This window comes from Streptomyces sp. NRRL S-920 (genome assembly GCF_000717945.1).
In the GTDB taxonomy this organism is placed as follows: domain Bacteria; phylum Actinomycetota; class Actinomycetes; order Streptomycetales; family Streptomycetaceae; genus Streptomyces; species Streptomyces alboniger.
In genome coordinates this window covers 65,808-91,853 of record NZ_JODF01000040.1, presented here as the reverse complement: position 1 = coordinate 91,853, position 26,046 = coordinate 65,808, and the positions used below count along the sequence as shown (strand labels likewise).

23 protein-coding genes and 1 pseudogene are annotated in these 26,046 nt (G+C 71.7%); 6 read left to right on the top strand and 18 right to left on the bottom strand.

Annotated elements, in window-relative coordinates; genetic code table 11:
- Nucleotides 1-20: 20 nt before the first annotated feature.
- The 4 genes and pseudogenes from IG54_RS0125730 to IG54_RS0125710 form a co-directional block, all read right to left on the bottom strand.
- Nucleotides 21-200 (bottom strand): hypothetical protein, encoded by a 180-nt coding sequence (locus IG54_RS0125730; protein ID WP_030789072.1) that lies wholly within the window; start codon nt 198-200, stop codon nt 21-23.
- Between the two features lie 319 nt (nt 201-519).
- Nucleotides 520-719, bottom strand: a pseudogene (locus tag IG54_RS40550) (TetR/AcrR family transcriptional regulator); the annotation flags it as partial.
- A 15-nt stretch (nt 720-734) separates the two neighbouring features.
- Entirely contained in the window at nt 735-1,670 is a 936-nt protein-coding gene (locus IG54_RS0125715) for a hypothetical protein (protein WP_030789065.1), read from the bottom strand.
- Nucleotides 1,671-1,741: 71 nt separating this feature from the next.
- Nucleotides 1,742-2,617 carry an NAD(P)-dependent oxidoreductase gene (locus tag IG54_RS0125710; protein WP_030789062.1) on the bottom strand — a complete coding sequence of 292 codons (876 nt, stop codon included), beginning with the start codon at nt 2,615-2,617 and terminating at the stop codon, nt 1,742-1,744.
- Between the two features lie 119 nt (nt 2,618-2,736).
- On the opposite strand from IG54_RS0125710, the gene IG54_RS0125705 reads away from it, so the two are divergent.
- Nucleotides 2,737-3,363 carry a TetR/AcrR family transcriptional regulator gene (locus IG54_RS0125705; RefSeq protein WP_051819939.1) on the top strand — a complete coding sequence of 209 codons (627 nt, stop codon included), beginning with the start codon at nt 2,737-2,739 and terminating at the stop codon, nt 3,361-3,363.
- Here IG54_RS0125705 and IG54_RS0125700 read toward each other — a convergent pair.
- The 3 genes from IG54_RS0125700 to IG54_RS43640 all read right to left on the bottom strand — a co-directional run bounded on the left by IG54_RS0125700 (nt 3,290) and on the right by IG54_RS43640 (nt 6,699).
- On the bottom strand, nt 3,290-4,192 hold the full coding sequence (locus tag IG54_RS0125700; RefSeq protein ID WP_078594497.1) for an endonuclease/exonuclease/phosphatase family protein: 903 nt from the start codon (nt 4,190-4,192) through the stop codon (nt 3,290-3,292). The genes IG54_RS0125705 and IG54_RS0125700 overlap by 74 nt on opposite strands.
- 156 nt (nt 4,193-4,348) lie before the next feature.
- On the bottom strand, nt 4,349-5,968 hold the full coding sequence (metG, locus tag IG54_RS0125695) for a methionine--tRNA ligase (protein ID WP_030789051.1): 1,620 nt from the start codon (nt 5,966-5,968) through the stop codon (nt 4,349-4,351).
- A gap of 98 nt (nt 5,969-6,066) precedes the next feature.
- Complete coding sequence (locus tag IG54_RS43640) at nt 6,067-6,699, bottom strand: VWA domain-containing protein (protein ID WP_324615429.1); 633 nt, start codon at nt 6,697-6,699, stop codon at nt 6,067-6,069.
- Nucleotides 6,700-7,785: 1,086 nt separating this feature from the next.
- Here IG54_RS43640 and IG54_RS0125685 point away from each other — a divergent pair.
- On the top strand, nt 7,786-9,894 hold the full coding sequence (locus IG54_RS0125685) for a PhoX family protein (RefSeq protein WP_030789045.1): 2,109 nt from the start codon (nt 7,786-7,788) through the stop codon (nt 9,892-9,894).
- Nucleotides 9,895-9,929: 35 nt separating this feature from the next.
- Here IG54_RS0125685 and IG54_RS0125680 read toward each other — a convergent pair whose 3' ends face one another.
- Entirely contained in the window at nt 9,930-10,778 is an 849-nt protein-coding gene (locus IG54_RS0125680; RefSeq protein WP_030789042.1) for a hypothetical protein, read from the bottom strand.
- Between the two features lie 190 nt (nt 10,779-10,968).
- Nucleotides 10,969-11,943 (bottom strand): LysR family transcriptional regulator, encoded by a 975-nt coding sequence (locus tag IG54_RS0125675; RefSeq protein ID WP_030789039.1) that lies wholly within the window; start codon nt 11,941-11,943, stop codon nt 10,969-10,971.
- A gap of 219 nt (nt 11,944-12,162) precedes the next feature.
- Here IG54_RS0125675 and snpA point away from each other — a divergent pair, with 219 nt between their 5' ends.
- On the top strand, nt 12,163-12,798 hold the full coding sequence (gene snpA, locus IG54_RS0125670; protein WP_030789036.1) for a snapalysin: 636 nt from the start codon (nt 12,163-12,165) through the stop codon (nt 12,796-12,798).
- A 36-nt stretch (nt 12,799-12,834) separates the two neighbouring features.
- Here snpA and IG54_RS0125665 read toward each other — a convergent pair whose 3' ends face one another.
- From IG54_RS0125665 to IG54_RS0125645, 5 genes are all read right to left on the bottom strand, one after another.
- Complete coding sequence (locus IG54_RS0125665; RefSeq protein ID WP_051819934.1) at nt 12,835-14,835, bottom strand: FUSC family protein; 2,001 nt, start codon at nt 14,833-14,835, stop codon at nt 12,835-12,837.
- 63 nt (nt 14,836-14,898) lie between these two features.
- Nucleotides 14,899-15,918 carry an endonuclease/exonuclease/phosphatase family protein gene (locus tag IG54_RS0125660; RefSeq protein ID WP_051819953.1) on the bottom strand — a complete coding sequence of 340 codons (1,020 nt, stop codon included), beginning with the start codon at nt 15,916-15,918 and terminating at the stop codon, nt 14,899-14,901.
- A 436-nt stretch (nt 15,919-16,354) separates the two neighbouring features.
- On the bottom strand, nt 16,355-17,236 hold the full coding sequence (locus IG54_RS41455) for a hypothetical protein (protein ID WP_063756263.1): 882 nt from the start codon (nt 17,234-17,236) through the stop codon (nt 16,355-16,357).
- A gap of 167 nt (nt 17,237-17,403) precedes the next feature.
- Nucleotides 17,404-18,252 (bottom strand): ABC transporter permease, encoded by an 849-nt coding sequence (locus IG54_RS0125650; protein WP_030789025.1) that lies wholly within the window; start codon nt 18,250-18,252, stop codon nt 17,404-17,406.
- Nucleotides 18,249-19,298, bottom strand: coding sequence for a daunorubicin resistance protein DrrA family ABC transporter ATP-binding protein (locus IG54_RS0125645; protein ID WP_037897677.1), 1,050 nt, complete (start codon nt 19,296-19,298; stop codon nt 18,249-18,251). Before IG54_RS0125645 ends, IG54_RS0125650 begins: the two co-directional genes overlap by 4 nt.
- A 183-nt stretch (nt 19,299-19,481) precedes the next feature.
- Here IG54_RS0125645 and IG54_RS0125640 point away from each other — a divergent pair, with 183 nt between their 5' ends.
- Together IG54_RS0125640 and IG54_RS0125635 are read left to right on the top strand one after the other, a co-directional pair.
- The gene (locus IG54_RS0125640; RefSeq protein ID WP_030789019.1) at nt 19,482-19,895 is read left to right on the top strand and encodes an SH3 domain-containing protein; all 414 of its coding nucleotides are present in this window, start codon (nt 19,482-19,484) and stop codon (nt 19,893-19,895) included.
- A gap of 99 nt (nt 19,896-19,994) precedes the next feature.
- Nucleotides 19,995-20,426 carry a hypothetical protein gene (locus IG54_RS0125635; RefSeq protein ID WP_030789017.1) on the top strand — a complete coding sequence of 144 codons (432 nt, stop codon included), beginning with the start codon at nt 19,995-19,997 and terminating at the stop codon, nt 20,424-20,426.
- On the opposite strand, the gene IG54_RS0125630 is transcribed toward IG54_RS0125635, so the two are convergent.
- Together IG54_RS0125630 and IG54_RS0125625 are read right to left on the bottom strand one after the other, a co-directional pair.
- Nucleotides 20,411-21,820: an MFS transporter gene (locus IG54_RS0125630; protein ID WP_106977085.1), complete on the bottom strand. Its 1,410-nt coding sequence runs from the start codon at nt 21,818-21,820 to the stop codon at nt 20,411-20,413. The two genes, IG54_RS0125635 and IG54_RS0125630, sit on opposite strands and share 16 nt — an antisense overlap.
- 89 nt (nt 21,821-21,909) lie before the next feature.
- A complete protein-coding gene (locus tag IG54_RS0125625) occupies nt 21,910-23,178 on the bottom strand; it encodes an SGNH/GDSL hydrolase family protein (protein ID WP_030789011.1) in 1,269 nt (422 codons plus the stop codon).
- A 153-nt stretch (nt 23,179-23,331) separates the two neighbouring features.
- Here IG54_RS0125625 and IG54_RS0125620 point away from each other — a divergent pair, with 153 nt between their 5' ends.
- Complete coding sequence (locus tag IG54_RS0125620) at nt 23,332-24,240, top strand: LysR family transcriptional regulator (protein ID WP_030789008.1); 909 nt, start codon at nt 23,332-23,334, stop codon at nt 24,238-24,240.
- 93 nt (nt 24,241-24,333) lie between these two features.
- Here IG54_RS0125620 and IG54_RS0125615 read toward each other — a convergent pair whose 3' ends face one another.
- Together IG54_RS0125615 and IG54_RS0125610 are read right to left on the bottom strand one after the other, a co-directional pair.
- Entirely contained in the window at nt 24,334-24,780 is a 447-nt protein-coding gene (locus IG54_RS0125615; RefSeq protein WP_030789005.1) for a DUF7144 family membrane protein, read from the bottom strand.
- A 122-nt stretch (nt 24,781-24,902) separates the two neighbouring features.
- Complete coding sequence (locus tag IG54_RS0125610) at nt 24,903-25,856, bottom strand: SGNH/GDSL hydrolase family protein (protein ID WP_234336347.1); 954 nt, start codon at nt 25,854-25,856, stop codon at nt 24,903-24,905.
- Nucleotides 25,857-26,046: the final 190 nt, after the last annotated feature.

Sequence of the window (26,046 nt, the reverse complement as noted above, 5' to 3'; positions counted from 1 at the left end):
TCCTGCCAGGGGGTTTCAGATCACGCGGCGTGCGTGGGGGAGGAGTTGGCTTCCGCTTCGGCCCATTCGGTGACGAGTTGTTCGTACACCCGTCGCTCGTCGGGCCTCAGGCGTCCGCCGGCGCCCAGCCACAGCGCACGGATCTCCTCGTTGACCTCGTCGGCGGTGCGCCGCCGGTCGGGGGAGGGAGTCGTGGCCATGTAGTGAAGCTTACGTAGGCGAGTGTGAAGGCGGCGTCAAATTAAGCCATGACCGCGCATGACTTAGCTCACCGTGAGCAAGCGCTCAGCGCACGGTGAGCTGTACTCAGTTCGCCCTGGACCGCGCCCAGTTGGCCGCGAGGCGGCACTCAGATCGCCGTGAGCCGCACGCCGAGTCCGTAGTCGAAGTTCTCCTCGGGGGCCCTGGCCGGGTCCTTGCCCCCCCCGGCTCCCGCTCCCCGCTCACCTGCTCCGAGCCGCGCAGGGTAGCGGGGAACTCGCGCTGGGTCCTGCCGCTGCGGGCGGCCGCGTCGCGCCAGTCGACGACCCGCTGGATCAGCTCGTCCTTGTTGGCGACGTGGCGGTAGAGGGAGGTGGCACCCGCGTCGAGACGGGTGCCGGGCTTGCGCATGCTGAGCGCTTAGAGCCCGTCGGTGTCGAGCAGCCGCACGGCCTCGCCCGCGATCTGCTCCCGGCTCGGCTCAGCTGCTCGCGCTGCCGGCGCGGCCGGGTCCACACCGAGCCGGGGGCTTGCTACGCCGTTGCCTCCGGGGGCGTGTCCTCGGCGAACAGCTCGTCGACGGTGTGGACGGTGAAGGCCAGGTCCTGCCAGCGGGCGAGGGTGTCGGGGTCGGTGCAGGTGGTGATGCGTTCGCGGGCGCAGCCTGGGAGGGGGACGAGGCGGTGTTCCAGGAGGTGGATGACGGTGCGTACACGCTCTTCGATCAGAGCCTCGGTCGCGCCCTCGGCCCTTCCCTCCTCCTTGCCTTCGAGATAGGCCTCCTCACGGAAGGTGCCCCGGCCCGGGAAATAGCTGACGAACGTCATGAGTTCTCTCCATTCCGCTGCGGCCGGGGTGTTTCCCAGGCCGACGTCCAGCAGATCGCTGTAGTAGTCGGCGGACTTCTTGTCGGTCGCTCGCAGGGCACGAGCCAGCGCCTCCAGTATGGCGCCGGCGTCTTTGCTGCGGCCATGTGTCAGGGCCGAGAACGCCGCCATCGCCAAGTCCCGTGCCGCTTCGGACGGATCCGTGATGACGGGTACGTTCTCGGGCCCGAGGACGAGGGGATGGGTGGTGAGCGCCGTCCATCCCAGGGCTCCGCAGGTGAACGGGCCCGCCGCCCAGTTCGCCGTCGACTTGTCCTGGCAGACGACGAGCAGCAGTACCGGCAGGTCGTACTTCGCTTGCAGGTACGCGACGTAGTACGCCCAGCTCCTCGCCTTGTCCGCATCGCGCCGCCCCTGGGCCTCGATGGCGAGGAGGAAGCTGTCGCGGCCGTCCGACGGCTCGACGCGGAGCACGCTGTCGACGCGGCGCTCGATCGGGCGGATCTCAGTGGTGTCGGGCGTGAGGACTTCCACGACGGCCTTGGCGGGCGGCGGGATGCCGAGCAGTCCGAAGACGGGGCCGAGGATCTCCGGGCGTTCCTGGAAGATCCGGTGGGAGGCCTCGTGGTGTGAGGTGACCATGGGGGGAAGCTATTCGGGGCCGGGTGCGGAAATCCGATGAGTGGACTGCGATCACCCTTTCGAGTGTGGCGTCACTGCTTCCTCATGAGTTCGACCGCCCTGCTGAAGCTGTCCGCGCCGTGGCCCGCCTCCACCACGCGGCGGAAGATCTCCCGCACCGCCTCCGGGAACGCCGTGTCCGTGCCCGCGTCCGCTGCCGTGTGGACGACGTGGTCCATGCTGGCCAGGCCCATCGCGGTGCGGTCCACATCGCCCTCGTGGTTGCCCGCGTCGATGCGGGCGGCGTAGAAGTCGACGAAGTGGCCCATGCCCGCGAAGTTCTCCGTGACGTAGGGGGCGATCTCGGTGGCGGTGAGGCCGTGGGCGCCGGCCAGGGCCACGGTCTGCCAGAAGGCGATCATCGATGGCCAGAAAACAGCCATGTTCAGCTGGTACATCAGGGCGGCCAGGCCCGGGTCCTCGCCCCGGTAGTCGGTCTTGCCGGTGATCACTTCGAGGGCGTCGCGATGGGTGTCGTACGCCTCGCGCGGGCCGCTGTAGAACGCCGACGCCTCGGCCGTGCCGATCAGCGGCGGCGGGCACAGTACGCCGCCGGTGAGGTGCGTCCCGCCGAGTTCCGTCACCCAGCGGGCGCCCGCCCGCGCCTTCTCCGGGGTGTCCGAGCTGAGGTTCACCAGGGTGCGGCCCGCGAGCGCCGCCTTGGCGGGTTCGAGGATCGCGTACATCGCGTCGAGGTCCGTAAGGCTGAGGACCGTCACGTCGGACGCGGCCAGGGCCTGCTCGGGGCTCGCGGCCAGCGTCGCGCCGGCCCGCACCAACGCGTCCGCGCGGGAGGGAGTGCGGTTCCAGAGGGTGACGCGGTAGCCCCGGTCGAGGTAGGCGGCGGCCATGGCCTGGCCCATCGGACCCAGACCGATGACGGTGACGGTTCGTGACGTCTGCGGCATGTTCTTCAGCTCCAAGTGACGTTACTCGTGACTAGAACGAGCGCTCTATTTAGGGCGTGGGGAGAACGTAGCACAGCTCTAGAACGAACGCTCTACTTAGGAGTGGGTAGGGTGGGGGCATGACCCAGAGCAGCGCAGGCCGCAGCAGCGAGGAAAAGAGTGCGACTCCCGGTACTCGGGAGCGGATCGTCGTCGTCGCCGCGCGCCTCATCCAGCGGCAGGGATACGTGGGTACGGGCATCAAGCAGATCGCCAAGGAGGCCGACGCCACGCTCGGCTCCGTCTACCACTTCTTCCCCGGCGGCAAGGAAGCCGTCGCCGTGGCCGCCCTCTCCTACAGCGCCGAGGAGTTCGCGGACCTGCTGCGGGAAGGGCTGGCCGCTGCGGGGGAGGGGCAGGGCGGTCCGGGCGCGGCCGTCGAGCGGTGCGCGGCCGAACTCGCCGTCGCGCTGCGGGAGTCGGGCTGGGTCGACGGCTGTCCGGTCACGGCCGCGGCGCTGGAGACCCTCGGCACGGACTCCGAGATCCAGCGGGTCTGCGCGCAGGCCCTGCGCGGCTGGGAGCGGATCGTCGAGGAGCGGCTCGCCGCGGCGGGGATCGCCCCCGATGACGCGCGGGAGCTGGCGATGACCGTGATCAGTACGTTGGAGGGCGCGGAGGTGACCGCGCAGGTCAGCCGGAGCGAGGAGCCTCTGCGGGCGGCCGGACGGCAGTTGGCGCGGCTCGTCGGGACGTACGGGGTGTAGGGGCGGGGGCCAGGTCGGTGTGCAGCAGGTGGTGGTCCGAGTACGGGCTGGGACGCACGCCGTGCTTGAGCGGGACGAAGTCGCGCAGGAAGACGTAGTCGAACTTGGCGTGCCAGTCGGTGGTGGTCTCGCAGACGCCGCTTCCGGTGTCGCCGTCCCCCGCGGAACTGGCGCCCATGGGGAGGCAGTGGGGGTCGGCGTCGGTGGCCAGTGACCACAGAGCGGTGAGTTCGGGCGTGTCCGGTACGGCGTTGAAGTCGCCGAGAACGATCGCCCGGTCGTGCCGGGCGACCGCCTTGGCGAGTACGCCGGTCTGCTCGGCCCGGACCGCTTCCTGCCGCCGCTGGGCGAGGTGGGTGTTGAAGACGCGGGTGGACCTGCCGCCCACCGCGGTGGTCACGGCCAGGTAGCCACGGTCCTCGGATCCGCCGTCGGGGTACTCCGCGTTCACGCGGTCCGTCATCGGTGCCGCCGAGAGGATCGCCTGGCCGAACGCGCCCGGCCGCCAGGGCCATCCTCCGCAGCGGCCCCGGTTGCGCAGGACTGTCCCGTACTCGACGTGGTAGTCCAGCCCGTGCAGGCCCTTCAGATAGTCGCGGATCTTCTCGACGTCCCGTACGCAGGCTTCTTGCAGGCCGACGACCTGGGGCGCGTACCTGGCGATCTCCGCCGCCCGGCCGGCGTTGCCCTCGCCGCAGGGGTTGCAGATGTTCCACGTCATGACCCGGTTCGGCACGACGTCCCCGGCGGCCTCGGCGGGCAGCGACCTGCTGAGGAAGACATCGCCCGGCGCGCTGGGGCCGATGAGCACCATGCAGGTCACGGTCATGGCGCCCGCGAGCAACCGTGTGCCTCTTCCGCGCACCCTGGCCTCCTCTGGGCCGCCGATCGGAGATCGAAGAACCGATACGTGGAAGTCCCGGCGGCGCCCCGTCAAGTACGGGGTGCCACCGGGACTTTCTACGGCCGTACCGCTATGCGAACGCTACGCCTCCGGCTTCTCCTCCAGGCGCGGGAAGAGCACCGCGCCCTTCGTCACCGTCGTACCCGCGGGCAGCAGGCCCCACGTGCCCGCGTCCTGCACGCGCTGCTCGGCGAGCGCGCCGAGGGAGGTCTCCGCGCCGAGGGAGTCCCACAGCTTCTGGGACGTCTCCGGCATGACGGAGTTGAGCAGGACGGCCATCGCGCGCAGGGACTCGGCGGAGGTGTAGAGGATCGTCCCGAGACGCGCCCGGCCCTCGTCCGAATCGTCCTTGGCGACCTTCCACGGCTCCTGCTCCGTGATGTAGCCGTTGACCTGCTTCACGAAGTCGAAGATCGCCAGGATGCCGGCCTGGAAGTCCTGTTCGTCGCCGATCAGCCGGTCGGCCTCGGAGACGGCCTTCGCGAGGCCCTCCCGTACGGCCTTCTCGGCGTCGCCGGACGCGTCACCGGCCGGGAGCGTGCCGCCGAAGTACTTGCCGACCATGGCGGCCACGCGGGAGGCGAGGTTGCCGTAGTCGTTGGCCAGCTCGGAGGTGTAGCGGGCGGTGAAGTCCTCCCACGAGAAGGAGCCGTCGCTGCCGAAGGTGATCGCGCGCAGGAAGTACCAGCGGTACGCGTCCACGCCGAAGTGGCCGGTGAGGTCCTGCGGCTTGATGCCGGTGAGGTTCGACTTCGACATCTTCTCGCCGCCGACCATCAGCCAGCCGTTCGCGACGACCCTGCCGGGGAGCGGGAGGCCCTGCGCCATCAGCATCGCGGGCCAGATCACCGCGTGGAAGCGGAGGATGTCCTTACCGACCAGGTGGACGTCGGCGGGGAAGGTCTCGTCGAACTTCTCCTGGTTGGAGCCGTACCCGACCGCCGTCGCGTAGTTCAGCAGCGCGTCGATCCATACGTAGATGACGTGCTTGTCGTCCCACGGGACCGGCACGCCCCAGTCGAAGGTCGAGCGCGAGATCGACAGGTCCTGGAGGCCCTGCTTCACGAAGTTCACGACCTCGTTGCGCGCGGACTCCGGCTGGATGAAGCCCGGGTTGGCCTCGTAGAACTCCAGCAGCTTCGGGCCGTACTCGCTCAGCTTGAAGAAGTAGTTCTCCTCCTTGAGGATCTCCACCGGCTTCTTGTGGACGGGGCAGAGCTTGGTCCCGTCCTCCGCCTCGACGAGGTCGCCGGGGAGCTTGTACTCCTCACAGCCCACGCAGTACGGGCCCTCGTAGCCGCCCTTGTAGATCTCGCCCTTGTCGTAGAGATCCTGGACGAACTCCTGCACGCGGTCCGTGTGACGCTTCTCCGTCGTACGGATGAAGTCGTCGTTCGCGATGTTCAGGTGCTCCCAGAGGGGCTTCCAGGCCTCGGTGACGAGCTTGTCGCACCACTCCTGGGGGGTGACGTCGTTCGCCTCGGCCGTGCGCATGATCTTCTGACCGTGCTCGTCCGTGCCGGTGAGGAACCACACCTTCTCGCCGCGCTGACGGTGCCAGCGCGTGAGCACGTCGCCTGCGACGGTCGTGTAGGCGTGGCCCAGGTGAGGAGCGTCGTTTACGTAGTAGATGGGGGTCGAGACGTAGAACGCCTTCGCGTTCTCGTCCGCTCCCTGCTTCTCGGATCCAGTGGCCGCCATGGTCGAAATCCTAACGGCCGGATGAAGATCGACTCACATCGATATCGGGGGGTGGACCCGGAGGTTCCGGGACCACCCCGTCGGGGCCGCGTTGGGCACTACGGGCGCCAGGACGCCAGCAGGCCCTCGTACAGCTCCTTGTCCGTGAGTTCGCGCGGGGCGGGGCCCGCGTGGAAGAACGCCGCGTTCTGCGCCTTCAGCTTCCGGAGGTAGTCGAAGCCCTTCGCGTCGTGCTCGCCGAAGGCCACGAACTGGAAGAAGAGGGGGTGCGCGGCGGCCGCCGCCAGGGCCTGGGTCGCCGGGCCCTTCGCGTCCGGGGCGCCGTCCGTCTGGAAGACCACGAGGGCGGGGCCCTCGTGGGCCGACTTCTCGTAGTGCGATACGACCTCTTCGATCGCCCGGTGGTAACTGGTGCGGCCCATGTGGCCCGCGGCGGCGTGCAGCTCGTCCACGCGGCCCTCGTACTCGGTGAGGGTGAGGGTGCCGGTGCCGTCGATGTCCGTGGAGAAGAAGACGACGTGGACGGTGGCGTCCGGGTCCGTGTGGGCGGCCAGGGCGAGCACCTGCTCGGCGAGGCTCTGGGCGGAGCCGTCCTTGTAGTACGGGCGCATGGATCCGGAGCGGTCGAGGACCAGGTAGACCTGGGCTCGGGTTCCTGTCAGGCCGTGCTTCTTGAGGGTGGTGGCTGCGGCCTTGTACGCGGTGGCTAGCCCCGGGGCTTTGGACCTCACCCTTGCGGCGGGGACGGCGGGCTTCCCCCCACCGCTTTCCGGCTCCGCCGGGGTTTCCGGCCCTGCCGAGGGGGCCTCGGGCTCCGCCGCGGGGGCGTGCGGCTCTGCCGCGGGGGCGTGCGGCTCTGCCGAGGGGGCTTCGGGTTCCGCGGTGGGTTCCGGCTCCGCCGAGGGGGTGGTGCTTGACGTCGCTTCATCGGCTCCGGCGCCTTCGGGCTGTGCCCACCCGTCCCGCCCAGCGGGACGATTGCCCACAGTGGCGGGCGCCTCGCCTTCGGCGTCAGCGGTGGCAGCCTCAGCGGCGGGGGTCTGCTCCTGTTGTGGGCAGGCGTCCCGCAGGGCGGGACGGGTGGGCACAACTTCGTCGGCGGCGGGAGAGGCGGTGGCCTGGCCCGAGGCTTCCGCGACGGCGGGCTCAGCCGCCTCGGCCTCTGGACGGGCCTCCGGGGCAACCCCCAGCTCAGGCTCAGTCTCGCGCTCAGGCTTCGACTCCCGCGCCGCAGGCAGTTCCTTCGGGGCAGCCTCCAGCTCGGGCTCAGGCTTCCGCTCCCGCGCCGCAGGCCCCGGTACCGAGACATTGTCGAACGCGGCCGCGACCAAATCGTTCACCGCCGAAGGCGAGGGCTCCGGGCTCGGGGACGGGACGGAGGCCTTGGAGGGCGGCGTCGGCTCCGGGGACGGGGAGGGGAGTGAGACGGCGCCCGGCGCCGAGGACTCCCGCTCCGGTTCAGGCGCAGCCGCACGCTCAGGCTCCCGCGCCTCAGGAACGCTCTCCTTGCGTGACCGTCCGAACGCGTTCCGCAGGCGATCCAGAATGCCCATGTGCGCAACCCTTCGCGTGAGTTGATTCCCGAAATCCCTGGCCAGGGCGGACACGTAAGGTTAGCCGCCGCCCTGGGTGATCTTGGGCAGGGTCGCCGCCCATCACCCGGCCGAGCCATCCCCGGCCGCTTCCGGGTCAACTTCCTCCCATGTGCCACGGATTCACCCGCCGTTCACCCGGACGCCGCCGCCCTGCCGGAACCCACACCTAACGTCACGGCGGAATCAAGCCACGCCAAGCCACGCCACGACGACGGAGGATCCGTGCCCAAGCTGCTGCCGATCATCACCTCGCATCAGGGGAGCGGCGGCCGTTCCGCCCTGACCTGCCGCTTCCGCTGCGGTGACGCCTGCTTCAACGAGGTGCCCAACACCAGCGACAACGAGTACGTCGGCGACGTCATCGCCGGTGCGCTCAGCCGCCGTTCGATGATGCGCGCCGCCGCCGTCGTGACGGTCGCCGCCGCGGCGGGCAGCGCGGTCATAGCGGGCCCCGGCGCGAGCGAGGCCGCCGCCGCCACCCCCGACGGGATCAAGGGCGGAAAGGGCGGGAAGGACAAGGGGGCGCGCGGGCTGCGCTTCGCGCCCGTCGCTCCGAACACCACCGACGCCGTCACCGTCCCCACCGGCTACGAGCAGAACGTCGTCATCCGCTGGGGTGAACCGATCCTGCGCGGTGCGCCAGCCTTCGACGCGGACCAGCAGACCGCCAAGGCGCAGGCCGGCCAGTTCGGTTACAACAACGACTTCCTCTCCCTGCTCCCCCTCCGCGGCGAGCACGGCGAGCACGGCCGCCAGGTCCTCGTGGCCAACCACGAGTACACCGACGAGATCCTGATGTTCAAGGGGTACGACCCCGAGAACCCGACCCGCGAGCAGGTCGAGATCGCGTGGGCGGCGCACGGCCTGTCCGTCGTCGTGGTGGAGGGCGAGCGCAAGGGCGGCGGCCTGCGCGCCGTCAGCCGGCACCACCTCAACCGGCGGCTCACCGCCACCAGCCGGTTCCGCCTCGCGGGACCGGTCGCGGGCAGCCCCCTCGTACGTACGAAGGCCGATCCGCGCGGCACCACCGTCCTCGGCACGCTCAACAACTGCTCGGGCGGCACCACTCCCTGGGGCACGACGCTGCACGGCGAGGAGAACTTCAACCAGTACTTCGCCAACGCCGCGAAGGTGACCGACCCGACGGCCGCCGCCCGCCTGAAGCGGTACGGCGTCGCGGGTGAGGCGTCGGAGCGGAAGTGGGAGCGGTTCGACGACCGTTTCGATCTCGCCAAGGAGCCCAACGAGGCGAACCGCTTCGGCTGGGTCGTCGAACTCGACCCGTACGACCCGGACTCGACCCCGCGCAAGCGCACCGCGCTCGGCCGCTTCAAGCACGAGGCCGCGCAGCCGCGCCTCACGCACGACGGCAGGCCCGTGGTCTACATGGGCGACGACGAGAAGTTCGACTACTTCTACAAGTTCGTCAGCAGCAAGCGCGTCGCCAAGGGCAGGTCGCGTGCCGCGCACGAGCACAACCTCACGCTCCTCGACGAGGGCACGCTGTACGTCGCCAAGCTCACCGGTGACTCCCCCGCGAGCGAGATCGACGGGAAGGGGACCCTTCCGGAGGACGGCGAGTTCGACGGCGGCGGCAAGTGGATCCCGCTCGCCACCGCCGGACCCGGCGGGAAGGCCGTCAGCCACGTCGAGGGCATGACCGCCGAGGAGGTGTACGTCTTCACGCGCCTCGCGGGCGACAAGGTCGGCGCCACCAAGATGGACCGGCCCGAGGACATCGAGCCGTCCCCGCACACCGGCAAGGTGTACGTGGCGCTCACCAACAACTCCGACCGCGGCAAGCCCGGCAAGCCGGGCGTGGACGAGGCCAACCCCCGCAACCTCAACAAGCACGGGCAGGTCCTCGAACTGACCGAGCGCCGCAACCGCGCGGACGCCACGACGTTCGCCTGGTCGCTCTTCCTCGTCGCCGGTGACCCGAACGACCCCTCGACGTACTTCGCGGGCTTCCCCAAGGACCGCGTCTCGCCGATCTCCTGCCCGGACAACGTGGCCTTCGACCCGCACGGCAACCTGTGGATCTCCACCGACGGCAATCAGCTCGGCTCCCACGACGGCCTGTTCGGCGTCGCCACGCGGGGTGACCGGCGCGGCGAGCTGAAGCAGTTCCTGACCATGCCGAAGGGTGCGGAGACCTGCGGGCCGCTCGTCCAGGAGCGGCGCGTGGTCGTCGCCGTGCAGCACCCGGGCGAGGTCGACGGCGCGTCCGTGGAGAAGCCCGCGAGCGCCTGGCCCGACGGGCCGGGCAGGATCGTCCGGCCGTCGGTCGTCTCGGTGTGGCGCAAGGACGGCCGCGACATCGGCGTCTGATCGACGTCGGTGTCTGATCGCGGGCCGGGCTCGGCTCAGCCGTTCTGCCTGCGGCGGTAGAGCGCGAAGCCGAGGCCGCCCGCGCCCAGGGCGGCCATGCCGCCGCCCGCGGCGACCAGCGGGGCGTCGGTGGCGGAATCCGGGGTGACCCCCTCGGCACCCGCCTTGACGCCCCCCTTCGGCACGACCTGGTGGGAGCCGTTCCGGGGCCCCGGCTTCGTACCGGTGTTGTGGTGGTTCTTGCCCTCGACCCAGGACTTGATCGTGCCATCGGGGTTGAGGGCGACGTGCAGGCCGTTGTCCTGGCCATAGGCGGCCCTGCCGTTGGCGTCGAGGGTGTCGAGCCTGCTGCCGTGGGCGACGATGTCGGCCTGGTAGTGGTGCGGGCCGAGCTTGTAGATCTTGGCGAGGGAGCCGTCGGCCAGCTTCACCGTGGTCTGGTAGACGCGCTTGGCATCCGGCTTCGGCTCCGGCTTCGGCTTGGGCGGGGCCGGCTTGGCCGACATCGAGAGGGTGCCGTCGGGCGTCAGGGTGAAGGTGTTGCCGTCGACGGTGGTGCTCGCGGCCCTCTCGTACGCGGTGAGCGAGCCCTTCGCGGTGCCGTTCAGGGAGAGCGCGGCCTTGGCGGTACGGGCGGACACGTTGACGTCGACCTTCGCGGACCAGCCGTGGCCGAGGTCCGTGGTGCCCTTCGACTCCCAGCTGCCGGGCGGCGCGGGGGTCTCGGAATCCGTCCCGTCCCGCGCGTCGGACGCGGTCCGGTCCTGCGAGGGCGAGGGCGAGGGGGCGTCCGCGGCGAAGGCGGCCGTGGCGGGGACGGCGAGAGCGGCGATGGCTCCGGTGGCGATGGCGGCGGTACGGAGGATACGGCGGGTGGCGCGCATGAGTGGCCCCTCGTGACTGGTCGTTCGAGCTTCGAGTTGTCCGTCTCTGTGCCCCTTTGTGGGGCGACGGCCATGAAGCTACGGGCGCTATGTGTGCGTCATCCGTAGGAAAGGTAACAACTGCCCTCATGCCTGGGCGCAGTACCGTAAAACGGGTAAAAGTGCAGGTGGGGGGCGGTGTGGCCGAAGGTCACCGGGTGGCGGGGACCAAGGGCCCGCCGGTGGCGCCTCGCGGGTCGCCGGCCCGCAGGAGCCACTCCGTATAGGCGGCGGACTGCCGCGCGGCCTCCCAGTAGGCGGCCTCCAGCTCGCCGTAGACCGCGTTCAGTTCGTCCTCCGTGCGGGCCGCAACCAGGAGCCGTACGCCGAGAGGGTCGCCGAAGAGGGGGCGTACGGCCATGTCGGCGCGGCCCCGCGAGGTCGGCTGGCAGAGCGTGACGACCTCGCCGGTCGCGACGAGGGACGCCGCGGTGAGGTAATCGCCGTGCAGGACAGTGGGGTTGAGCCCGGCCGCGGACAGGACGCGGCGCAGGCCGTCCCACTCGCCGTCGACGGTGGGGTCGACCATCCAGCGGTCGGCCGCGAGGTCGCCGAGGCGTACGACGGGACGCTCGGCCGCCGGATGGTCCGCGGCGAGGGAGACGAACTGCGGCTCGCGGTCGAGCAGGACCCGTCTTCGCAGCGACTCGGGCAGCCGCAGCGGGCTGCCCTCGACCTCGTGCACGAACACGACGTCGAGCTGCGCCGCGGCCGCCATGCGCAGCAGCGCGTTGGCGGACACGTCCATCTGGAGGGAGATCTCGGTCCCCGGCAGGCGCACCCGCAGTCTGCGCAGCCAGCCCGGTATGGCGCGGCTCGCCGTGGAGCCGATGCGCAGCCGCGGCCCGTCGCCCGAGCCCGCGGCGGCGGCCTTGGTCTCGGCCACCAGGGCGCGCATCTCCGTGACCAGGGGGCGGGCGCGGCTGAGGACCATCCGGCCGAGCGGTGTGGGGCGGCAGCCGGTGCGTTCGCGGGAGAAGAGCTGGCCGCCGAGCGCGTTCTCTATGCGCCGCAGCTGGGTCGTCAACGACGGCTGGCTCATGCCGAGCTGGCGAGCGGCCTTGTGCAGGCTGCCGGCGTCGGCGATGGCGCACAGCGCGCGGAGGTGCCTGACCTCAAGCTCCATGGTCGATGAGCGTAGAGGCGGTACGGCTGCCGCACCAGACACCCAAACCCCATGAGAACCAGCCGTTCTGGGCAGGTCGGGGCCGGGTGATAGCCCCGCGCTATCGGGAGTTGCCATCATCCCCGCGCGGCTCGGGCTCCCCGAGACTCACAGCCACCGAAAAGTTCATCTTTCATCGACCCCCCACGGTCGTTGGAACGAGTAGGGAGCCCCCCACACATGAGCAAGCGCAACCTGTCCCGATCCCTGTCCGTCGCGGCCGTCCTCGGTCTCACCGTCGCCGGCCTCGGCGCGAACTCGGCGTCCGCCGCATCCTCGTACGCCCCGTACGAGGGATCGGCGCGGGAGGCCAAGGCCAACAAGGCGTTCTTCGAAGCCGTCGTGAAGGCGGTCGCCGAGAAGCGCGCGGCCAACCCCGGCGCCAAGTCCGTGACGGTCGTCTACGACGCCTCGGGAGCGCCCACCTTCGCCCGGCAGATAGCCGCCTCCACGTCCATATGGAACTCCGCGGTCTCCAACGTGAAGCTCCAGCAGGGCAGTTCCGGCGCCAGCTTCTCGTACCGCGAGGGCAATGACCGGCGCGGTTCGTACGCCAGCACCGACGGCCGCGGCAAGGGCTACATCTTCCTGGACTACGCCCAGAACAAGGAGTACGACTCGACGCGCGTCACCACGCACGAGACCGGGCACGTGCTGGGGCTGCCGGACACCTACGACGGGCCGTGCAGCCAGCTGATGTCCGGCGGCGGGCCCGGCCCCTCCTGCACGAACGCGCAGCCGGACGCGGCCGAGCGCGGGAAGGTCGAGAAGCTCTGGGCCGGCGGGCTCGCCAAGGCGTTGAACAAGGTGCGCTAGCGGGGGCTCAGCTGTCGTCAGGGAGCGGCGGGGCGCTTATGGCGTCTTCGGGGTCGCGATCGCTCGTGCCGCTCCCACCTCCTGGCGCAGCGGTTCCAGGACACTCTCCTTGGGGCCGACCGTGAAGTGTGAGCGCACCTCTTCCAGTACGTCCGAGGTGCGTAGGCCCTCCGCCAACTCCCGCAGTTCACGCGCCACTTCCGCCACCTCGGCGGGGTCCGGTGGCCGCGCCCCGTGCTTGATGCGGACGCGGGCGGCGGTCGTGGCGTCCAGGATGCGTTCGACGGCGACGACCAGCGGCCACCATGCGGTGGCGCGCGTTCCGGTGGGCGGCGGCTCGGTCAGGGCCCGCTGGAACTCGGAGCGGATCACCGACAGGTCGCGGTAGAGACGGCGCCGCAGGCGGGCCCGCGCGGCCGGTTCGACGGTGGCGCCGAACGCGCACTCCACGTACCCGGCGGTGTCCGCGACCGCGTCCGCGAGCCGGTCGCCGATCCGCGTCCCCCAGCTCTCGGGCCACAGCAGATACCCCGCGACGAGCGTGATGGCGCAGCCGATGAGGCTGTCGACCAGGCGCGGGACGACGAGGCCGAGGCCCTGGTGGTTGAGGATGTCGGAGAGCAGCAGGATGACGGGCGTGATCGCCGCCGTCTGATAGCCGTAGCCGCGGGTGGTGAGCGCGGGGATGAGCGGGGCGAGCAGCAGCATCACGGGCACGTCCCACCAGCCGTGCGGCACCTCGGCGAGGACGGCGGCCGCGACCACCAGGCCCGCGGCCGTGCCGAGCGCGCGCAGGACGGCGCGGGAGAAGACCGAGCCGAAGTCGGGCTTCAGTACGAAGGTGACGGTGAGGGCGACCCAGTACGACCTGGGCACGTCGATCAGCGAGACCAGTGCCTGCGCGACGCCGATGCACAGCGCGAGCCGCAGGCCGTAGCGCCAGGACGCCCCGGAGAGTACGACGTTGCGGGCGGCGCGCCGGGCCCGCACCCGCAGCGCGGCCGGCCGGCCGAGGCGGTCGTCGGTCTCGATGACGCCGAGCGGGTCGGTGTCGCCCAGCGTCTCCACCGCGTGCCGCACGGCGTGGTCGAGGGCACGGGCCGCGTGGTCACCGGGCTCGTCGCCGGGCACCGGGAGGGCCGTGGTGTCCTGCCCGCCCCGCTCCACGGCCTGTGCCAGGGACCGCACCGCCGCCGGGACCTCGGCGGGGAGGCGTACGCGCGCGTGGCGGGCGGCGAGGTGGGTGGCGGGGGCCGCCTCGACGATCGGGGTGAGGGCGTTCAACTGGGCGACGAGGCGCACCAGATCGGGGTTGCGGCCGTGGTCGCGGGCGCGGCGGGCGAGGACGAGGTCGTAGCTCTGGTTCAGCGAGGTGGTCACGGCGGCGCGCGCGTCGTCGTACGCCTCCGTGCCCGCCGCGTCGAGGAGCGCGGCCACCGCGCGGTAGGAGGCGGCGACCGCGGTGCGCTCGGGGACGCCGGACCGCAGCGGCCAGGCGAGCAGGCCGAGCGCGAGGACGAGGAAGCCGCCGCCGGTCATCAGGGCCGGGGCGAGCCACCACTGGCCGGGCATCGGAAGCCCCGCGCCGATCACGCAGTTGAGCAGCAGGAGCAGTCCCGATACGGACGCGACGGCCCCGATCGTCGACATCATCCCGGAGACGAGCGCCACGAAGGTGACCGCGCCGACGGCCACCCAGCCGTGCCCGAAGACGAGCGAGCCGAGGGTGACGCCTAGGGCGCCGAAGAGCTGCGGGACGGCGATGTTGAGGACGCGCATGCGATAGGCGTCGGCGGTGTCGCCGATGACGCCGGACAGCGCTCCCATGGAGGCGAGCGCGCCGTACGTGGGCTGTCCCGCGAGGAGGCCGACGGCGAGCGGCAGCGCCATGGCGAGGGAGGCGCGCGCGACGGCCGCCCAGGGGACGGGCGCGGACTGCGGCCTGAGTGACCTGACCAGCCAGTCCGGTGGGGTCAGTGGGCGGGGGCGCCGGGGGCCGCGTGGAACCGGAGGTGCGGTGGGGGTCTCACGAGGCATGTGCCCATTATCGCCGCTTTGCGCGGGGTGCCCGGGAGGGCGGGGGCGGCCGGGTGGGCGGGATCAGCTCTCCTTCTCGGGGCGGTGCAGGGTGAGCGTGACGACGAGTGTCCGGTGGTCGGTGTCGCCGATCTCCAGGAAACGGGCGTCGCGGGCGGAGAAGTCGGGCGTCGCGAGGACGTGGTCGATCTGCGCGCCGAGCGGCGAGGGCATGGCGGTGGGCCAGCTGGGGGCGCGCGAGGAGCCGTCGAGGCGGGCGGCGTCGCGCAGGCGGCCCGCGTCGAGGATGGAGCGGAACGCGGCGTGGTCCTGGGTGGCGTTGAAGTCACCGGCGATGATCGTGGACCGCCCCTCGCCGGCGGCGGCGTACTCCCGGAGCTTCCCCAGCTCCTCGCGCCACAGGCCGACCTGGCGGGGCATCGGGGGCATGGGGTGGGCGAGCTGGACGCGCACGGGGTGCCCCTTCACGTCGGCCACCGCCGCGGGCATGCCGAGGGTGGCGTCGATGCGGGGGGCGCGCTTGAGGGGGACCCTGGAGAGGAGGACGGAACCCTCCGGGCCGTACGCGTCGACCGACGCCCGGTAGGGGTACGCGGCGCGGGGCAGCTCTTCGCGCAGGGTCGCGGAGCAGGCGTGGTCGCACTCCTCCACGAAGAGCAGGTCGGGCCGCTCCTCGCGGACGGCGCGGAGCAGCCCCGCCGTCTCCCGGCCGTACTCGACGTTGGACGTCATGACGCGCAGCTCGGCGACGGCCCTTCCCTTCGGGGCGTCGGTGTTGCCGTAGGGCTCCATGTACCAGGCGAGGAGGCCCAGGGCGGCGACGCCCCACACCATGCCGGTGCGCCAGCGGGCGAGGACGGTCAGCAGGAGTGCGGTGGCGGTGGGCAGGAGGAGCCAGGGCAGGAAGGCGAGGAGTTGCGGTACGGGGGTGGGGCCGTCGGAGTCGGCGAGGCGGAAGGCCAGGACGGCGCTGACGCCGGCCAGCAGGATTCCACCGCTCCACGCGGTGCCTCGCCTCCTTCTTCTCCCTCGCGTGGGCGTCCCTGCTTCTGCCTCCGGCTTGGTGGGCGGGGTGGTGGTCACGCTGTCCAAGGCGGGGGCCTCTCGCTTGTTCTCGCGGGGTCGCGTTGGTCGAATGTCGTGGCAGATCCTTTCCTAGTCCTAGGGACGAGGGAGTGGTGCTTCGGGGTTGCGTGTGCGGGTGGGTGGTGGCTGGTCGCGCAGTTCCCCGCGCCCCCCGCGCCCCTGACGGGGCGTTCTGTTTGGTGGTTGTCTGCGGGTGTGTCGTGGCTGGTCGCGCAGTTCCCCGCGCCCCTACGGGGCCCTGGCGGGGACGCTGACGAGGCGCCCCGTAAGGGGCGCGGGGAACGGCGCGAGCAACCACGTCCGACCCGCAGTCGCAATACGTGCCCCTTTAGGGGCGCGGGGAACGGCGCGAGCAAGCACGACGGACCCGCGCTTCGGGACGGGCCCCTCAGGGGCGCGGGGAACTGCGCGAGTAAGCACGACGGACCCGCAGCTATAGAACAAGCTCCTCAGGGGCGCGGGGAACTGCGCGAGGGGGCGTTGGCCAACCGCACCGGGGTGCTAGGCGAGCGCCCAGGGACAGCAGCGCACCTGCCCCCAGCACCACCCACCCCGCCACCCACAACGACTCCGTCAACGCGTCGTAGACGGACCCCACCGCCCCGCGGGAAATGTCCGGCGGGAGGTCGGAGAGGGTGAGCGCCCGGCCGACCGCCACGGCACACAGGAGCAGGCCCGCCGCCAGAGCGATCCCCAGCCCCGCCACCACCACCGCCCGCCGCCGGCGAACCGCGGCGAGAACCCCGCCCACCGCACACACCACCGCCGCCACAGGCAGCCACAGCCCCGCCGACTGGAGCAGCTGGATGACCTGCCGCAGCCACCCCAGGTCCTTGGACCGCATGACCGTGACCTCCGTGTGCTCAACGGGGATCTTGGAGGCGAACGGCACCCCGTCGTCGGACAGTTGCTGCTTGATCCGCTGAGTGATCGGCGCGAGATCGATGGTGACCGCCCCGTCGGAGTCGTCGCTCAAGGCCCGCTGCACAGCGTCGTGCGCCGCCCGGTTCGCCGCGTTCCAGGCGGTCTTGTACGCCGCCGTCTCCGTGAAGGACCCCGCCGCGTCCCGTACGAAGGACTCCACCGCCCCCTGCAAGGGCCCCACGTCGATCTCCTCCATGACCGCGCCGGTGACCGCGTCCGCCACGGCCGACCGCACCGCGGGGTCGGAGGCCAGCGGCGCCATCGTGGCGACGTAGTTGTCCGCGTCCCCGATCTCGTACCGCGACCAGGTGGAGAGCGCGCCGAGGGGCACGAGGAGGCAGGCCAGGACCAGGAGAACGGCGGACAGGGTGCTGCGGACGCTGCGGGGCACGCATCCCAGGCAAGGCCCCGCTCGCACGGGACGCGAGCGGGGCGACTGCATATGGGGCAAAGAGATCAGCCGACAGAGCAGCCGAGCCGAGCCATGTCGAGCCAGTCAGCCGAGCCATGTCGAGCCGGCCGAGCGGAGGCAGAGCGGGCCAGGGGGCGCGGCACCCGCTACTTGCGGTTGTACAACCGCATCGTCACCGGCCCGAACACCCCCACCAGCAGCACCACCCACCCCAGCGTCCACGTCAGCTCCGTCGTCGGCGACGTGCCGTCCATCAGGGCGCGGACCGCCGAGGAGACATGGGTGATGGGGTTGTTGTTGACGAAGGCCTGGAGCCAGCCCGGCATCGTCTCGGGCTTCACGAAGATGTCGCTGAGGAACGTCAGCGGGAAGATCACCATCATGCTGACGCCCATCACTGACTTCTCCGTGCGCAGCAGCAGCCCGAACATCGTCCAGATCCAGGAGAACGCGAAGGAGAAGACGAGCAGCACCGCGATGCCGCCGACCACGCCGAGCGGGCCGCCGTCGGGGCGGAAGCCCATGATCAGGCCGACGGTCAGGATGACGACGGAGGCGATGGCATAGCGCAGGGCGTCGCCGAGGAGGTAGCCGACCATCGTCGAGGGACGCCAGATCGGCAGCGTACGGAAGCGGTCGAAGACGCCCTTCTCGATGTCGGTGTTGACCGAGACGCCCGTATACATCGTGATCATGACGACGGACATCACCAGGATGCCCGGCAGCAGGTACTGGATGTACTCCTGCGGCGACCCGGCCAGCGCGCCCCCGAACAGGTACGTGTACATCAGCACCATCATGATCGGAAAGGCCGTGACGTCGAACAGCTGCTCCGGTACGTGCTTGATCTTCAGCATCGCGCGCCAGCCGAAGGTGAGGCAGGCGGAGAGCGCGCTGGGCCGGGGCGGCCGCTCGGTGGCGATGAGGAGTTCGGCGAGGGACTCGGTCCTGACGGGCGCGAGGTCCTGGGTCTCGGCGGGGGCGGTGGTGCTCATGCCGCGGCCTCCTTCTGCGAGTCCTTCTGCATGTCCTTCTGGGAGTCCTTCTGCGCGTCGGTCGTGGGGGCGCGGTGGCCGGCGTCCGCACCCGTCAGGGCGAGGAAGACCTCGTCCAGGCTCGGCTGGCCCAGCGCGAAGTTGTCGACGGTGATGCCGGCGTGGGCCAGCTCGGCCAGCGCGCGCGAGGCCTGCTCTGCGGCGCCGCGGCCGTCGCGGGCGCCGCCGTCCGTGCCGACGCGGGCCGTCAGCGCGACGGGGTCGGGCTCCAGCTGGATCTGCGCGTCGAGCACCGCGCCGAGCAGCCGCGCCGCGTCCTCGCGCCGCGCGGCCTCCCGCAGCCGCACATGCACCGAGCCCGCGCCGACCGACGCCTTCAGCTCGCCCTTGGTGCCCTCGGCGATCACCTTGCCCTTGTCGATGACCGCGATGCGGGCGGCCAACTGGTCGGCCTCGTCGAGGTACTGGGTGGTGAGCAGGACCGTCGTGCCGTGGGCGACGACCGCGCGCACGATGTCCCAGACCTGGTTGCGGCTGCGCGGGTCGAGGCCGGTCGTCGGCTCGTCCAGGAAGAGCAGGTCGGGGGTGTTGAGAATGGACGCGGCGATGTCGATGCGCCGCCGCATGCCGCCGGAGTAGTTCTTCACCTGCCGACCGGCCGCCTCGGTCAGGCCGAACGCCTCCAGGAGCTGTCCGGCACGGGCGCGCGCCGCCTTCTTGGTGTGGCCGGTGAGGCGGCCCAGCAGGATCAGGTTCTCCAGGCCGGTCAGGTCCTCGTCGACCGACGCGTACTGCCCGGTGAGGCTGACCAGGCCGCGTACGGCGTCGGCCTCCCGCACCACGTCGTGGCCGAAGACGTGCGCCTCGCCGCCGTCGGGACGCAGGAGCGTGGCGAGCATCCTGACCGCCGTGGTCTTGCCCGCGCCGTTCGGCCCGAGTACGCCGTAGACCGTGCCGGCCCGGACGGTGAGGTCGATGCCGTCGACCGCGCGGTTGTCGCCGAAGGTCTTGACCAGACCCGCGGTCTCGATGGCCAGGGTGCTCATGTCCGTCCGCCCTCTCGCAAGGAGTGTCGTCGGGGGTACAGACCGGTCGCGCGGCCGAAACTCATCGGTGCGGGGCGCCGCAGGCCCCTGCCCGGCTTCGGAGGACTCCGGTGGCCCCGGTGGCTCCGGTGGAGCGCTCGGCCGAACGGGTGTTTCCTGGATGAGGGAACGAGGAGGCCGATCATGCGAATCGCTCTGACCCTGGGGGCGGCGTGCGCGGCAGCCGTGCTCACCGCCGGATCCGCCGCCACCGCGAGCGCTACCGCGTCCACGCCCGTCGGCAACGACGGCTCGGTCATCTGGGGCACTGTCGTCTCCGGTCCCGATCTGAAGGTCAGGGACCAGCCGACCACCAGGGGCGAGATCGTCGCGAAGCTGCCGCACGGCAGTCAGGACCGCGTCGAATGCGTCACGCACGGCACCGCTGTCCACGGCGATCCGCACTGGTACTGGCTGAGCGGCGTCCGCGGCTGGGTGAGCGCGGCGTACGTCGACACCGGCGGCCGCCATGTGCCGAGCTGCACCTCCGCCGACCCGTGCCCCCAGTGGCGTGACCGGGACTGCCACCACGACCCGTGCGCCGCGCACAACCACTGACCGCACCTGAGCCGCGACCACTGACTACTGACCGCCGCCTGCATGACCGTACGAATGCTCGACCGTACGACTGCTCGACCGCACGGAAGGGGACCAGCCATGGCACACGCCGCACCCGTCCACTCCAGGCACTCCAGGCCCTCCAGGCGCTCCGGACCCGCCACGCCCCGCTCAAGGGCGGCCTCGACCCCCGCCGCCCGCTGGGCGGGCCTCGCTCTGCTGATGGGCGTCGTCTACGGCCTCTGGGCCTGCGCGATCCGGCGCGACGGCGGACCGATCACCACCGGCAACGTCCTGTTCGGCGTGGTCACCGGGCTCCTCTTCGCCGCCCTCATGCTGGCCGTGCACCGGATGGCGCCCGCGCTCCCCCGCGAGCTGCGCGCCCTGTCCTGGGCGGCGTTCGCGGGGGTTACCTTCGGGTTCCTCTACAGCCTGGCCGGGGCGAGCGTGCTGCGGTCCACGGTCATGGCCCTGTTGATCGCCGGGGGCGTCTTCGCGGTGACCTTCTACCGGTACTACACCACCGAGTGAGCCCCCCGGCCCCGGGCCCGGCCCCCGCCCCCCAACCGGTGCGCCGCGAGCAGTGAAGCGGCCAGCACCAGCGCCGAGTTGACGGCGAACGCCACGCTTACCCCGGACAGCACCGCCTCCGGGGCGGCGCCCGCGCCCGCCCCCGTCCGGGCCGCCACGATCGCGCTCATCACCGGGATGCCGAGGGTGATGCCGACCTGCTGGGTCATCGTGGCGAGCCCGGTCGCGAGGCCCTGTTCGGAGTCGGGCAGGCCGGACGTGGCGGTCACCATGAAGGCGACGATCAGCAGCATGTTGCCGACGCCGCCGACGAAGGCCGCGGCGAGTACCAGCCAGATCCAGCCCCCCGAGGTGCCGAGCGCGACGAGGGAGGCCGTGGCGGCGGCCTGCACGGCGCCGCCGCCGAGGATCGTGGCGCGGCCCCCGAACCGGCTCACCACTCGGCCGCCCAGCATCCCGCCGAGCACCGTGCCGAGGCCGAGCACGCCGAACGCGAGTCCGGTCGCGAGCGCCGAGTAGCCGAGCACCTCCTGGAGGTAGAGCGTCAGGAGGAACACCAGCGAGGTCTCCGTGGCGAAGGCGATGAGCCCGGCCGCGTTGCCCCAGACCACCGTGCGGCGCCGCATGATGCGTACGGGGACCAGGGGCGCCGCCGATCGCCGTTCCACGCCCCGGAAGGCGAGGAGCAGGGCCGCGCCCGCCACCAGCGCGGTGAGCGCCACCGGGTCGCCCCAGCCGCTCTCGCCCGCCCGCGTCAGCCCGTACACGAGGGCGAGCAGACCGCCCGTGACCGTCACCGCGCCCGGCACGTCCAGGCGGTGCCTGCACACGATCCGGGAGTCGGTGAGCAGCGCGGGCGCGAGGGCGACGACGGCCGCGGCGACCGGCACGTTGATGAGGAACGCCCAGCGCCAGGAGAGCAGGTCCGTGAGGAGCCCGCCGAGGAGCGCCCCCGTCGTGAAACCGGCGGACATGAGCGCTCCGTTGAGCCCGAGCGCCCGGTCCCGCTGGGGCCCCTCGCGGAACGCCGTGGTGAGTAGCGAGAGCCCCGCCGGGGTGACGGCCGCGGTGGCGAGCCCCTGCAACACCCGGGCCGCCAACAGGACTTCCGGAGTGGTGGCGAGCCCGCCGAGGGCCGACGACAGGCCGAGAAGAGCCATCCCGCCGATGAAGAGCCGCTTGCGCCCGAAGAGGTCGGCGATCCGCCCGAAGAGGAGCGTGAAGCCGGCCGCGGCGAGGGCGAAGGAGGTGGCGATCCACTGGAGCCGGGCGAGAGGGAAGCCGAGCCCCTCCCCGACGACGGGGAGGGCGACGTTCAGGATGGAGAAGTCCACGGCGACCATGAACTGCGAGCCGAGCAGAAGGACGAGGACGACCTGCTGTCGGCGGCTCATCGCTCCCGGCCGCTTCGGCGCGCGGGCCAGGGCCGACGTGCGGGCCGGGGCCGATGTGCGAGCCGGGTCCGGGGTGCCGGCGGCGGGCCTCACAGCTGCTCCAGGTCGACCGCGCGGGCCATGGCCCGGTAACCGGCCTCGTTCGGGTGCAGGTGGTCGCCGCTGTCGTACTCGGGGGCGATCCGCTCCGGGTCGGCCGGGTCGGCGAGGGCCTTGTCGAAGTCGACGTACGCGTCGTACTCGCCGGACGTGCGCACCCACGCGTTGAACTCGTCGCTCACGGCGGCGGCGCGCGGCCCGTAGTGGTCGGAGCCGCCGAGCGGCAGCAGTGTCGCGCCGACGACCTTCAGGCCCTTGGCGCGGGCCTCGCGGATCAGTTTGCGGTGGCCGTCGATGAGCTGGCGGGCAGAGACGGCGGGGCCGGGCTTGTAGGTGGGTTTGTCGGTCTCGCTGAAGCCGATGTCGTTGACGCCTTCGAGGACGACGACCGTGCCGACGCCGGGCAGGTCGAGGGCGTCCCGCGCGAACCGGTTGGCGCTCTTCTCGCCGTACCAGGCCGAGTCGTTGAGGACCATGTTGCCGCCTATGCCGGAGTTGAGGACGGGCCGCTGGTGGCCCGCCTTGGCGAGGCGCTCGGCGAGGGCGTCGGACCAGCGGCGGTTCCGGTCGGTGGAGGAGGCGAAGCCGTCGGTGATGGAGTCACCGAAGAGGACGACGCCGTCCCGCTCGGCGGGCCGGGGGCCGCTGACGTCCACGCCCGAGAGGTAGTACCAGGACTCCGTCGACGCGCCGAAGGCCTCGGCGCCCGGGTCGGCGGTGTGGTCGCCCTCCGCGCGGTAGCTGGTCGCGAAGGACTGGGCGTGGAAGGTGGCGGGGCCGGTCGTGCCCGAGAAGTGCAGGGTGACGGTCACCGACTCGAAGGCGTCGAGCCGCAATCCCGCCGCGTCACTGGATAGTTGCCCGCCGGCAGGGATGGTGACGGACCGTCTCCCGTCGAAGGTGAGCCGCCGCACCGACCCCTTCTCCACGGCCGCGCCCTTCTCCGTCCGGGCGACGGTGGCGCTCTCGACGCGCAGCGGCGACGCCCCGTACGCGTTGGAGAGCCGGATGCGGGCTCTGGTGCCGCCCTCGGTGACGCGCACGACCTGGCGCAGGGTCTGGCGGTCGAATCCGGCCTCGGACCAGTTGGCGCCGAAACCGGCGCTGGGTCGCTGCGGGGCTGCCGCCCAGGCGGCGGACCACCCCGGGCCCCGGTCCTGTGCGGCCGGGGAGGCGTGGGCACCGGTCAGTGCGGCCCCGGCGGTCAGGGCGAGTGCGGAGGCGGCGGCGACGACGGACAAACGGGCACGCGAAATCATCGAAGGCTCCAGGGAGTTGGGAGGAGGGGGCCGTCCCGGCGGTGTGCCGGACCGACAACCCCAAGATCCGCCGAACCCGATGGCTCATCAACGACGATCCGTGAAACGATCTGCGCGCAGCGCTTATCGACGCAGGTCACAGGGGGGTACGCAATGGAACGGCAGGAGTTGGAGACCTTCCTGACGCTGGCCGAGGAGCTGCATTTCGGCCGCACCGCCGAGCGGCTCCTGCTCTCCCAGGCGCGGGTCAGCCAGACGCTGAAGAAGCTGGAGCGCAAGATCGGCGCCCCGCTCTTCGAGCGCACCAGCCGGGTGGTGCGGATGTCACCGCTGGGACGGCAGCTGTACGAGGATGTCGCGCCGCTGCACGCTCAGATGGAGGCGGCCGTGGCGCGCGCGAAGGACTCCGCGCGGGGCGTCGAGGGCGTGCTGAACGTCGGCTTCCTCGGCTCGGGAGCGGGTTCGCTGACGGCGCCGGTCCTCGCGACGTTCCGCGAGCGCTGCCCGGGGTGCGAGGTCACGATGCGGGAGACGCAGTTCCAGGACCCGCTGGGGGCGCTGCGCGGCGGCGAGATCGACCTGCTCTTCACCTGCCTGCCGGTGCAGGAGCCGGACCTGACGGTCGGGCCCGTCGTCATCAGGGAACCCCGGCTCCTGGCGATGCCGCTCGGCCACCCGCTCGCCGGCCGGACGTCGGTGTCCCTGGAGGAGATGGCGGGCGAGACGTTCTTCGGCGTGGTCAACAGCGCGCCCGCGTACTGGTGGGACTTCCACGTCCCGCCGCGTACGCCCAGTGGGCGGGAGATCCGTCGCGGCCAGGCGGTGGCGTCGTTCCAGGAGCTGATGACGCTGATCGCGACGGGGCGGGGGATCTCCCCGGTGATCGCCTCCGTCGAGCGGTACTACTCACGTCCTGACGTGACGTTCGTCCCCCTACGGGATGTTCCGGCGGCGGAGGTGGCGCTGATCTACCGGACGGGTACGCCGGGCCCCCGCGTGGGGGCGTTCATCCGGGCGACCGCCGACACGGTCACCGCGAACGGCGGTCCTGCCGCGTTCTGAGGGGGCCGAGGCTGGGCGCCCCTCAAGGGGCGCGGGGAACTGCGCGAGCGACCACGACGCACCCGCAGGAAGGACGCCGCCCAAGACCGCCCGTCAGGGCCCCGCGCTGTCGGGACGGTCCGTGCACAGCGCCCAGATGACGAAGACGCCGATCGCGATCGAGATGAACGCCCACACCGGCGTGTACGGCAGCCACAGGAACTGCGCCACGATGCCCAGCGCCGCCAGCGCCACGCCCGTGGCCTTCGCCCAGCTCGCGCCCTTGAGGATGCCCCAGCCGACGACGACGATGACGATGCCGAGGACCAGGTGGATCCAGCCCCACGCGGTGAGGCTGAACTTGTAGACGTAGTCGCCGATCCGCGTGTAGACGTCGTCCTTGGCGATGCCCGCGATCCCCGCGAACGCGCCGAGGAGCCCGTTGACCAGCATCAGGACCCCCGCGAACAGGGTGCCGCCGGTGGTCCACACGTCCTCGTCGCCGCCGTGGCCCGGCCTGCTGTGATCCGGCTTGCCGTGGTGCGTGGTCGCGCCGCTCATGGCCACCCCATCTCTCGCTGTCAGGACTCACAGCGTGTGACGGGCCCTGCGGGGAGGCGACCGGGCCTACTCCGAACGGGTCACGGCAGACGGATGCCGGATGCCGGATGACGGGTTACGGGCTACGAGGCCGACGCGTCGGCGACCGCCCGCGTGATCGCCGCCGCCATCCGCCGGATGCCCGGCGAACGGACCGGACACGGCCGGGACTTGGCCGTGGTCGGCGCCAGACAGAAGTGCAGGTAGTCGTCGCCCCGGTGCAGAGCGGTCCGCCCCCGTCCGGGCTCCGTGCAGTAGGCGGGGTTCTTCGTCTCGTACGCGGTACACGGCAGCTTCTCCGTCCACGTGTACCGCGCGGACGCCGGGGCCACGGCGCGGCCCGCGTCGGCGACGAGGCCGTTCGAGGCGCGGGCCTGCGCCCGGTAGAGGCCGTTGACGCGGCGGACGCGGTCGGGGGTGATGGGGTCGGGGCCCTGGAGGACCCAGACGATGCGGGGCCGGTCCGCCCCGCCGGCGGAGTTGATCTGGCCGACCAGCGCACGCGCGCCCGCCGCGTACCGGTCGAAGTACTTCTCGCGGGCCTTGTCGTACGTGATGCCGTCCATGCAGGGCGTGTAGCCCCACGCGTTGCCCCAGAACTGGAGTACTACATAGTCGGGCCGCTCGGCGCGGACGAGGGCGGCGGCCTTGTGCTGGTCGGGGACGAGGGAGTCCTTGCCGGTGCCGTCGAGGTAGTCGCACAGGGTGGTGCCCGAGTAGGGCGCGCTGCGGTAGCGGGCGCCGAGTTCGTCCTTCAACTGGGCACCGAGGACGTCCTGGTTCTCCATGGCGAGGGAGTCACCGAGGTAGAGCACCTTCGGGGCTTTCCGGTGCCGGGTGGCAGGGGTGGAGGACGGGGCGGGGGAGCGGGCATCGAGACGGTCGGTGTCGGGGCGGCCCGGTTCGGACGGGCCGGCGTCGGCTGGCCCGGGGCGCTTGGGCACGGGCGCGGCGGCCCGCGTCTCGCCACCGGAGCCCGGATCGCCGCACGCCCCCAGCAGCAGCGCGCCCGCCAGCACCCCGGCGCCCACCCCCATGCCCCACAGCCTCCGCACGCGACAACCCCCACCCCAGACAGCCGAAACGGCCCCCAGGCAAACACATGCGCGACGGCGACGGAAGGCGTCGGCCTGCCAAGTACGGCCGGGCACGGCCAAGGACGGCCGGGCCCGCGCACCCTTCGGCCGAAGGTCTACGGGACCCTGACCGAAGGGAGCGGCGCGGCGC

Excerpts from the sequence above, each read along its gene's own strand:
- IG54_RS0125715 (WP_030789065.1), bottom strand. The coding sequence starts at position 1,670 with ATGGTCACCTCACACCACGAGGCCTCCCACCGGATCTTCCAGGAACGC.
- IG54_RS0125640 (WP_030789019.1), top strand. The coding sequence starts at position 19,482 with ATGCGAATCGCTCTGACCCTGGGGGCGGCGTGCGCGGCAGCCGTGCTC.
- IG54_RS0125645 (WP_037897677.1), bottom strand. The coding sequence starts at position 19,298 with ATGAGCACCCTGGCCATCGAGACCGCGGGTCTGGTCAAGACCTTCGGC.
- IG54_RS0125665 (WP_051819934.1), bottom strand. The coding sequence starts at position 14,835 with ATGCCTCGTGAGACCCCCACCGCACCTCCGGTTCCACGCGGCCCCCGG.
- IG54_RS0125675 (WP_030789039.1), bottom strand. The coding sequence starts at position 11,943 with ATGGAGCTTGAGGTCAGGCACCTCCGCGCGCTGTGCGCCATCGCCGAC.
- IG54_RS0125650 (WP_030789025.1), bottom strand. The coding sequence starts at position 18,252 with ATGAGCACCACCGCCCCCGCCGAGACCCAGGACCTCGCGCCCGTCAGG.
- IG54_RS0125630 (WP_106977085.1), bottom strand. The coding sequence starts at position 21,820 with ATGAGCCGCCGACAGCAGGTCGTCCTCGTCCTTCTGCTCGGCTCGCAG.
- IG54_RS0125710 (WP_030789062.1), bottom strand. The coding sequence starts at position 2,617 with ATGCCGCAGACGTCACGAACCGTCACCGTCATCGGTCTGGGTCCGATG.
- IG54_RS0125620 (WP_030789008.1), top strand. The coding sequence starts at position 23,332 with ATGGAACGGCAGGAGTTGGAGACCTTCCTGACGCTGGCCGAGGAGCTG.
- IG54_RS0125610 (WP_234336347.1), bottom strand. The coding sequence starts at position 25,856 with ATGGGGGTGGGCGCCGGGGTGCTGGCGGGCGCGCTGCTGCTGGGGGCG.
- snpA (WP_030789036.1), top strand. The coding sequence starts at position 12,163 with ATGAGCAAGCGCAACCTGTCCCGATCCCTGTCCGTCGCGGCCGTCCTC.
- IG54_RS0125680 (WP_030789042.1), bottom strand. The coding sequence starts at position 10,778 with ATGCGCGCCACCCGCCGTATCCTCCGTACCGCCGCCATCGCCACCGGA.
- metG (WP_030789051.1), bottom strand. The coding sequence starts at position 5,968 with ATGGCGGCCACTGGATCCGAGAAGCAGGGAGCGGACGAGAACGCGAAG.
- IG54_RS0125625 (WP_030789011.1), bottom strand. The coding sequence starts at position 23,178 with ATGATTTCGCGTGCCCGTTTGTCCGTCGTCGCCGCCGCCTCCGCACTC.
- IG54_RS0125635 (WP_030789017.1), top strand. The coding sequence starts at position 19,995 with ATGGCACACGCCGCACCCGTCCACTCCAGGCACTCCAGGCCCTCCAGG.
- IG54_RS0125700 (WP_078594497.1), bottom strand. The coding sequence starts at position 4,192 with ATGACCGTGACCTGCATGGTGCTCATCGGCCCCAGCGCGCCGGGCGAT.
- IG54_RS0125705 (WP_051819939.1), top strand. The coding sequence starts at position 2,737 with ATGACCCAGAGCAGCGCAGGCCGCAGCAGCGAGGAAAAGAGTGCGACT.
- IG54_RS0125730 (WP_030789072.1), bottom strand. The coding sequence starts at position 200 with ATGGCCACGACTCCCTCCCCCGACCGGCGGCGCACCGCCGACGAGGTC.
- IG54_RS0125615 (WP_030789005.1), bottom strand. The coding sequence starts at position 24,780 with ATGAGCGGCGCGACCACGCACCACGGCAAGCCGGATCACAGCAGGCCG.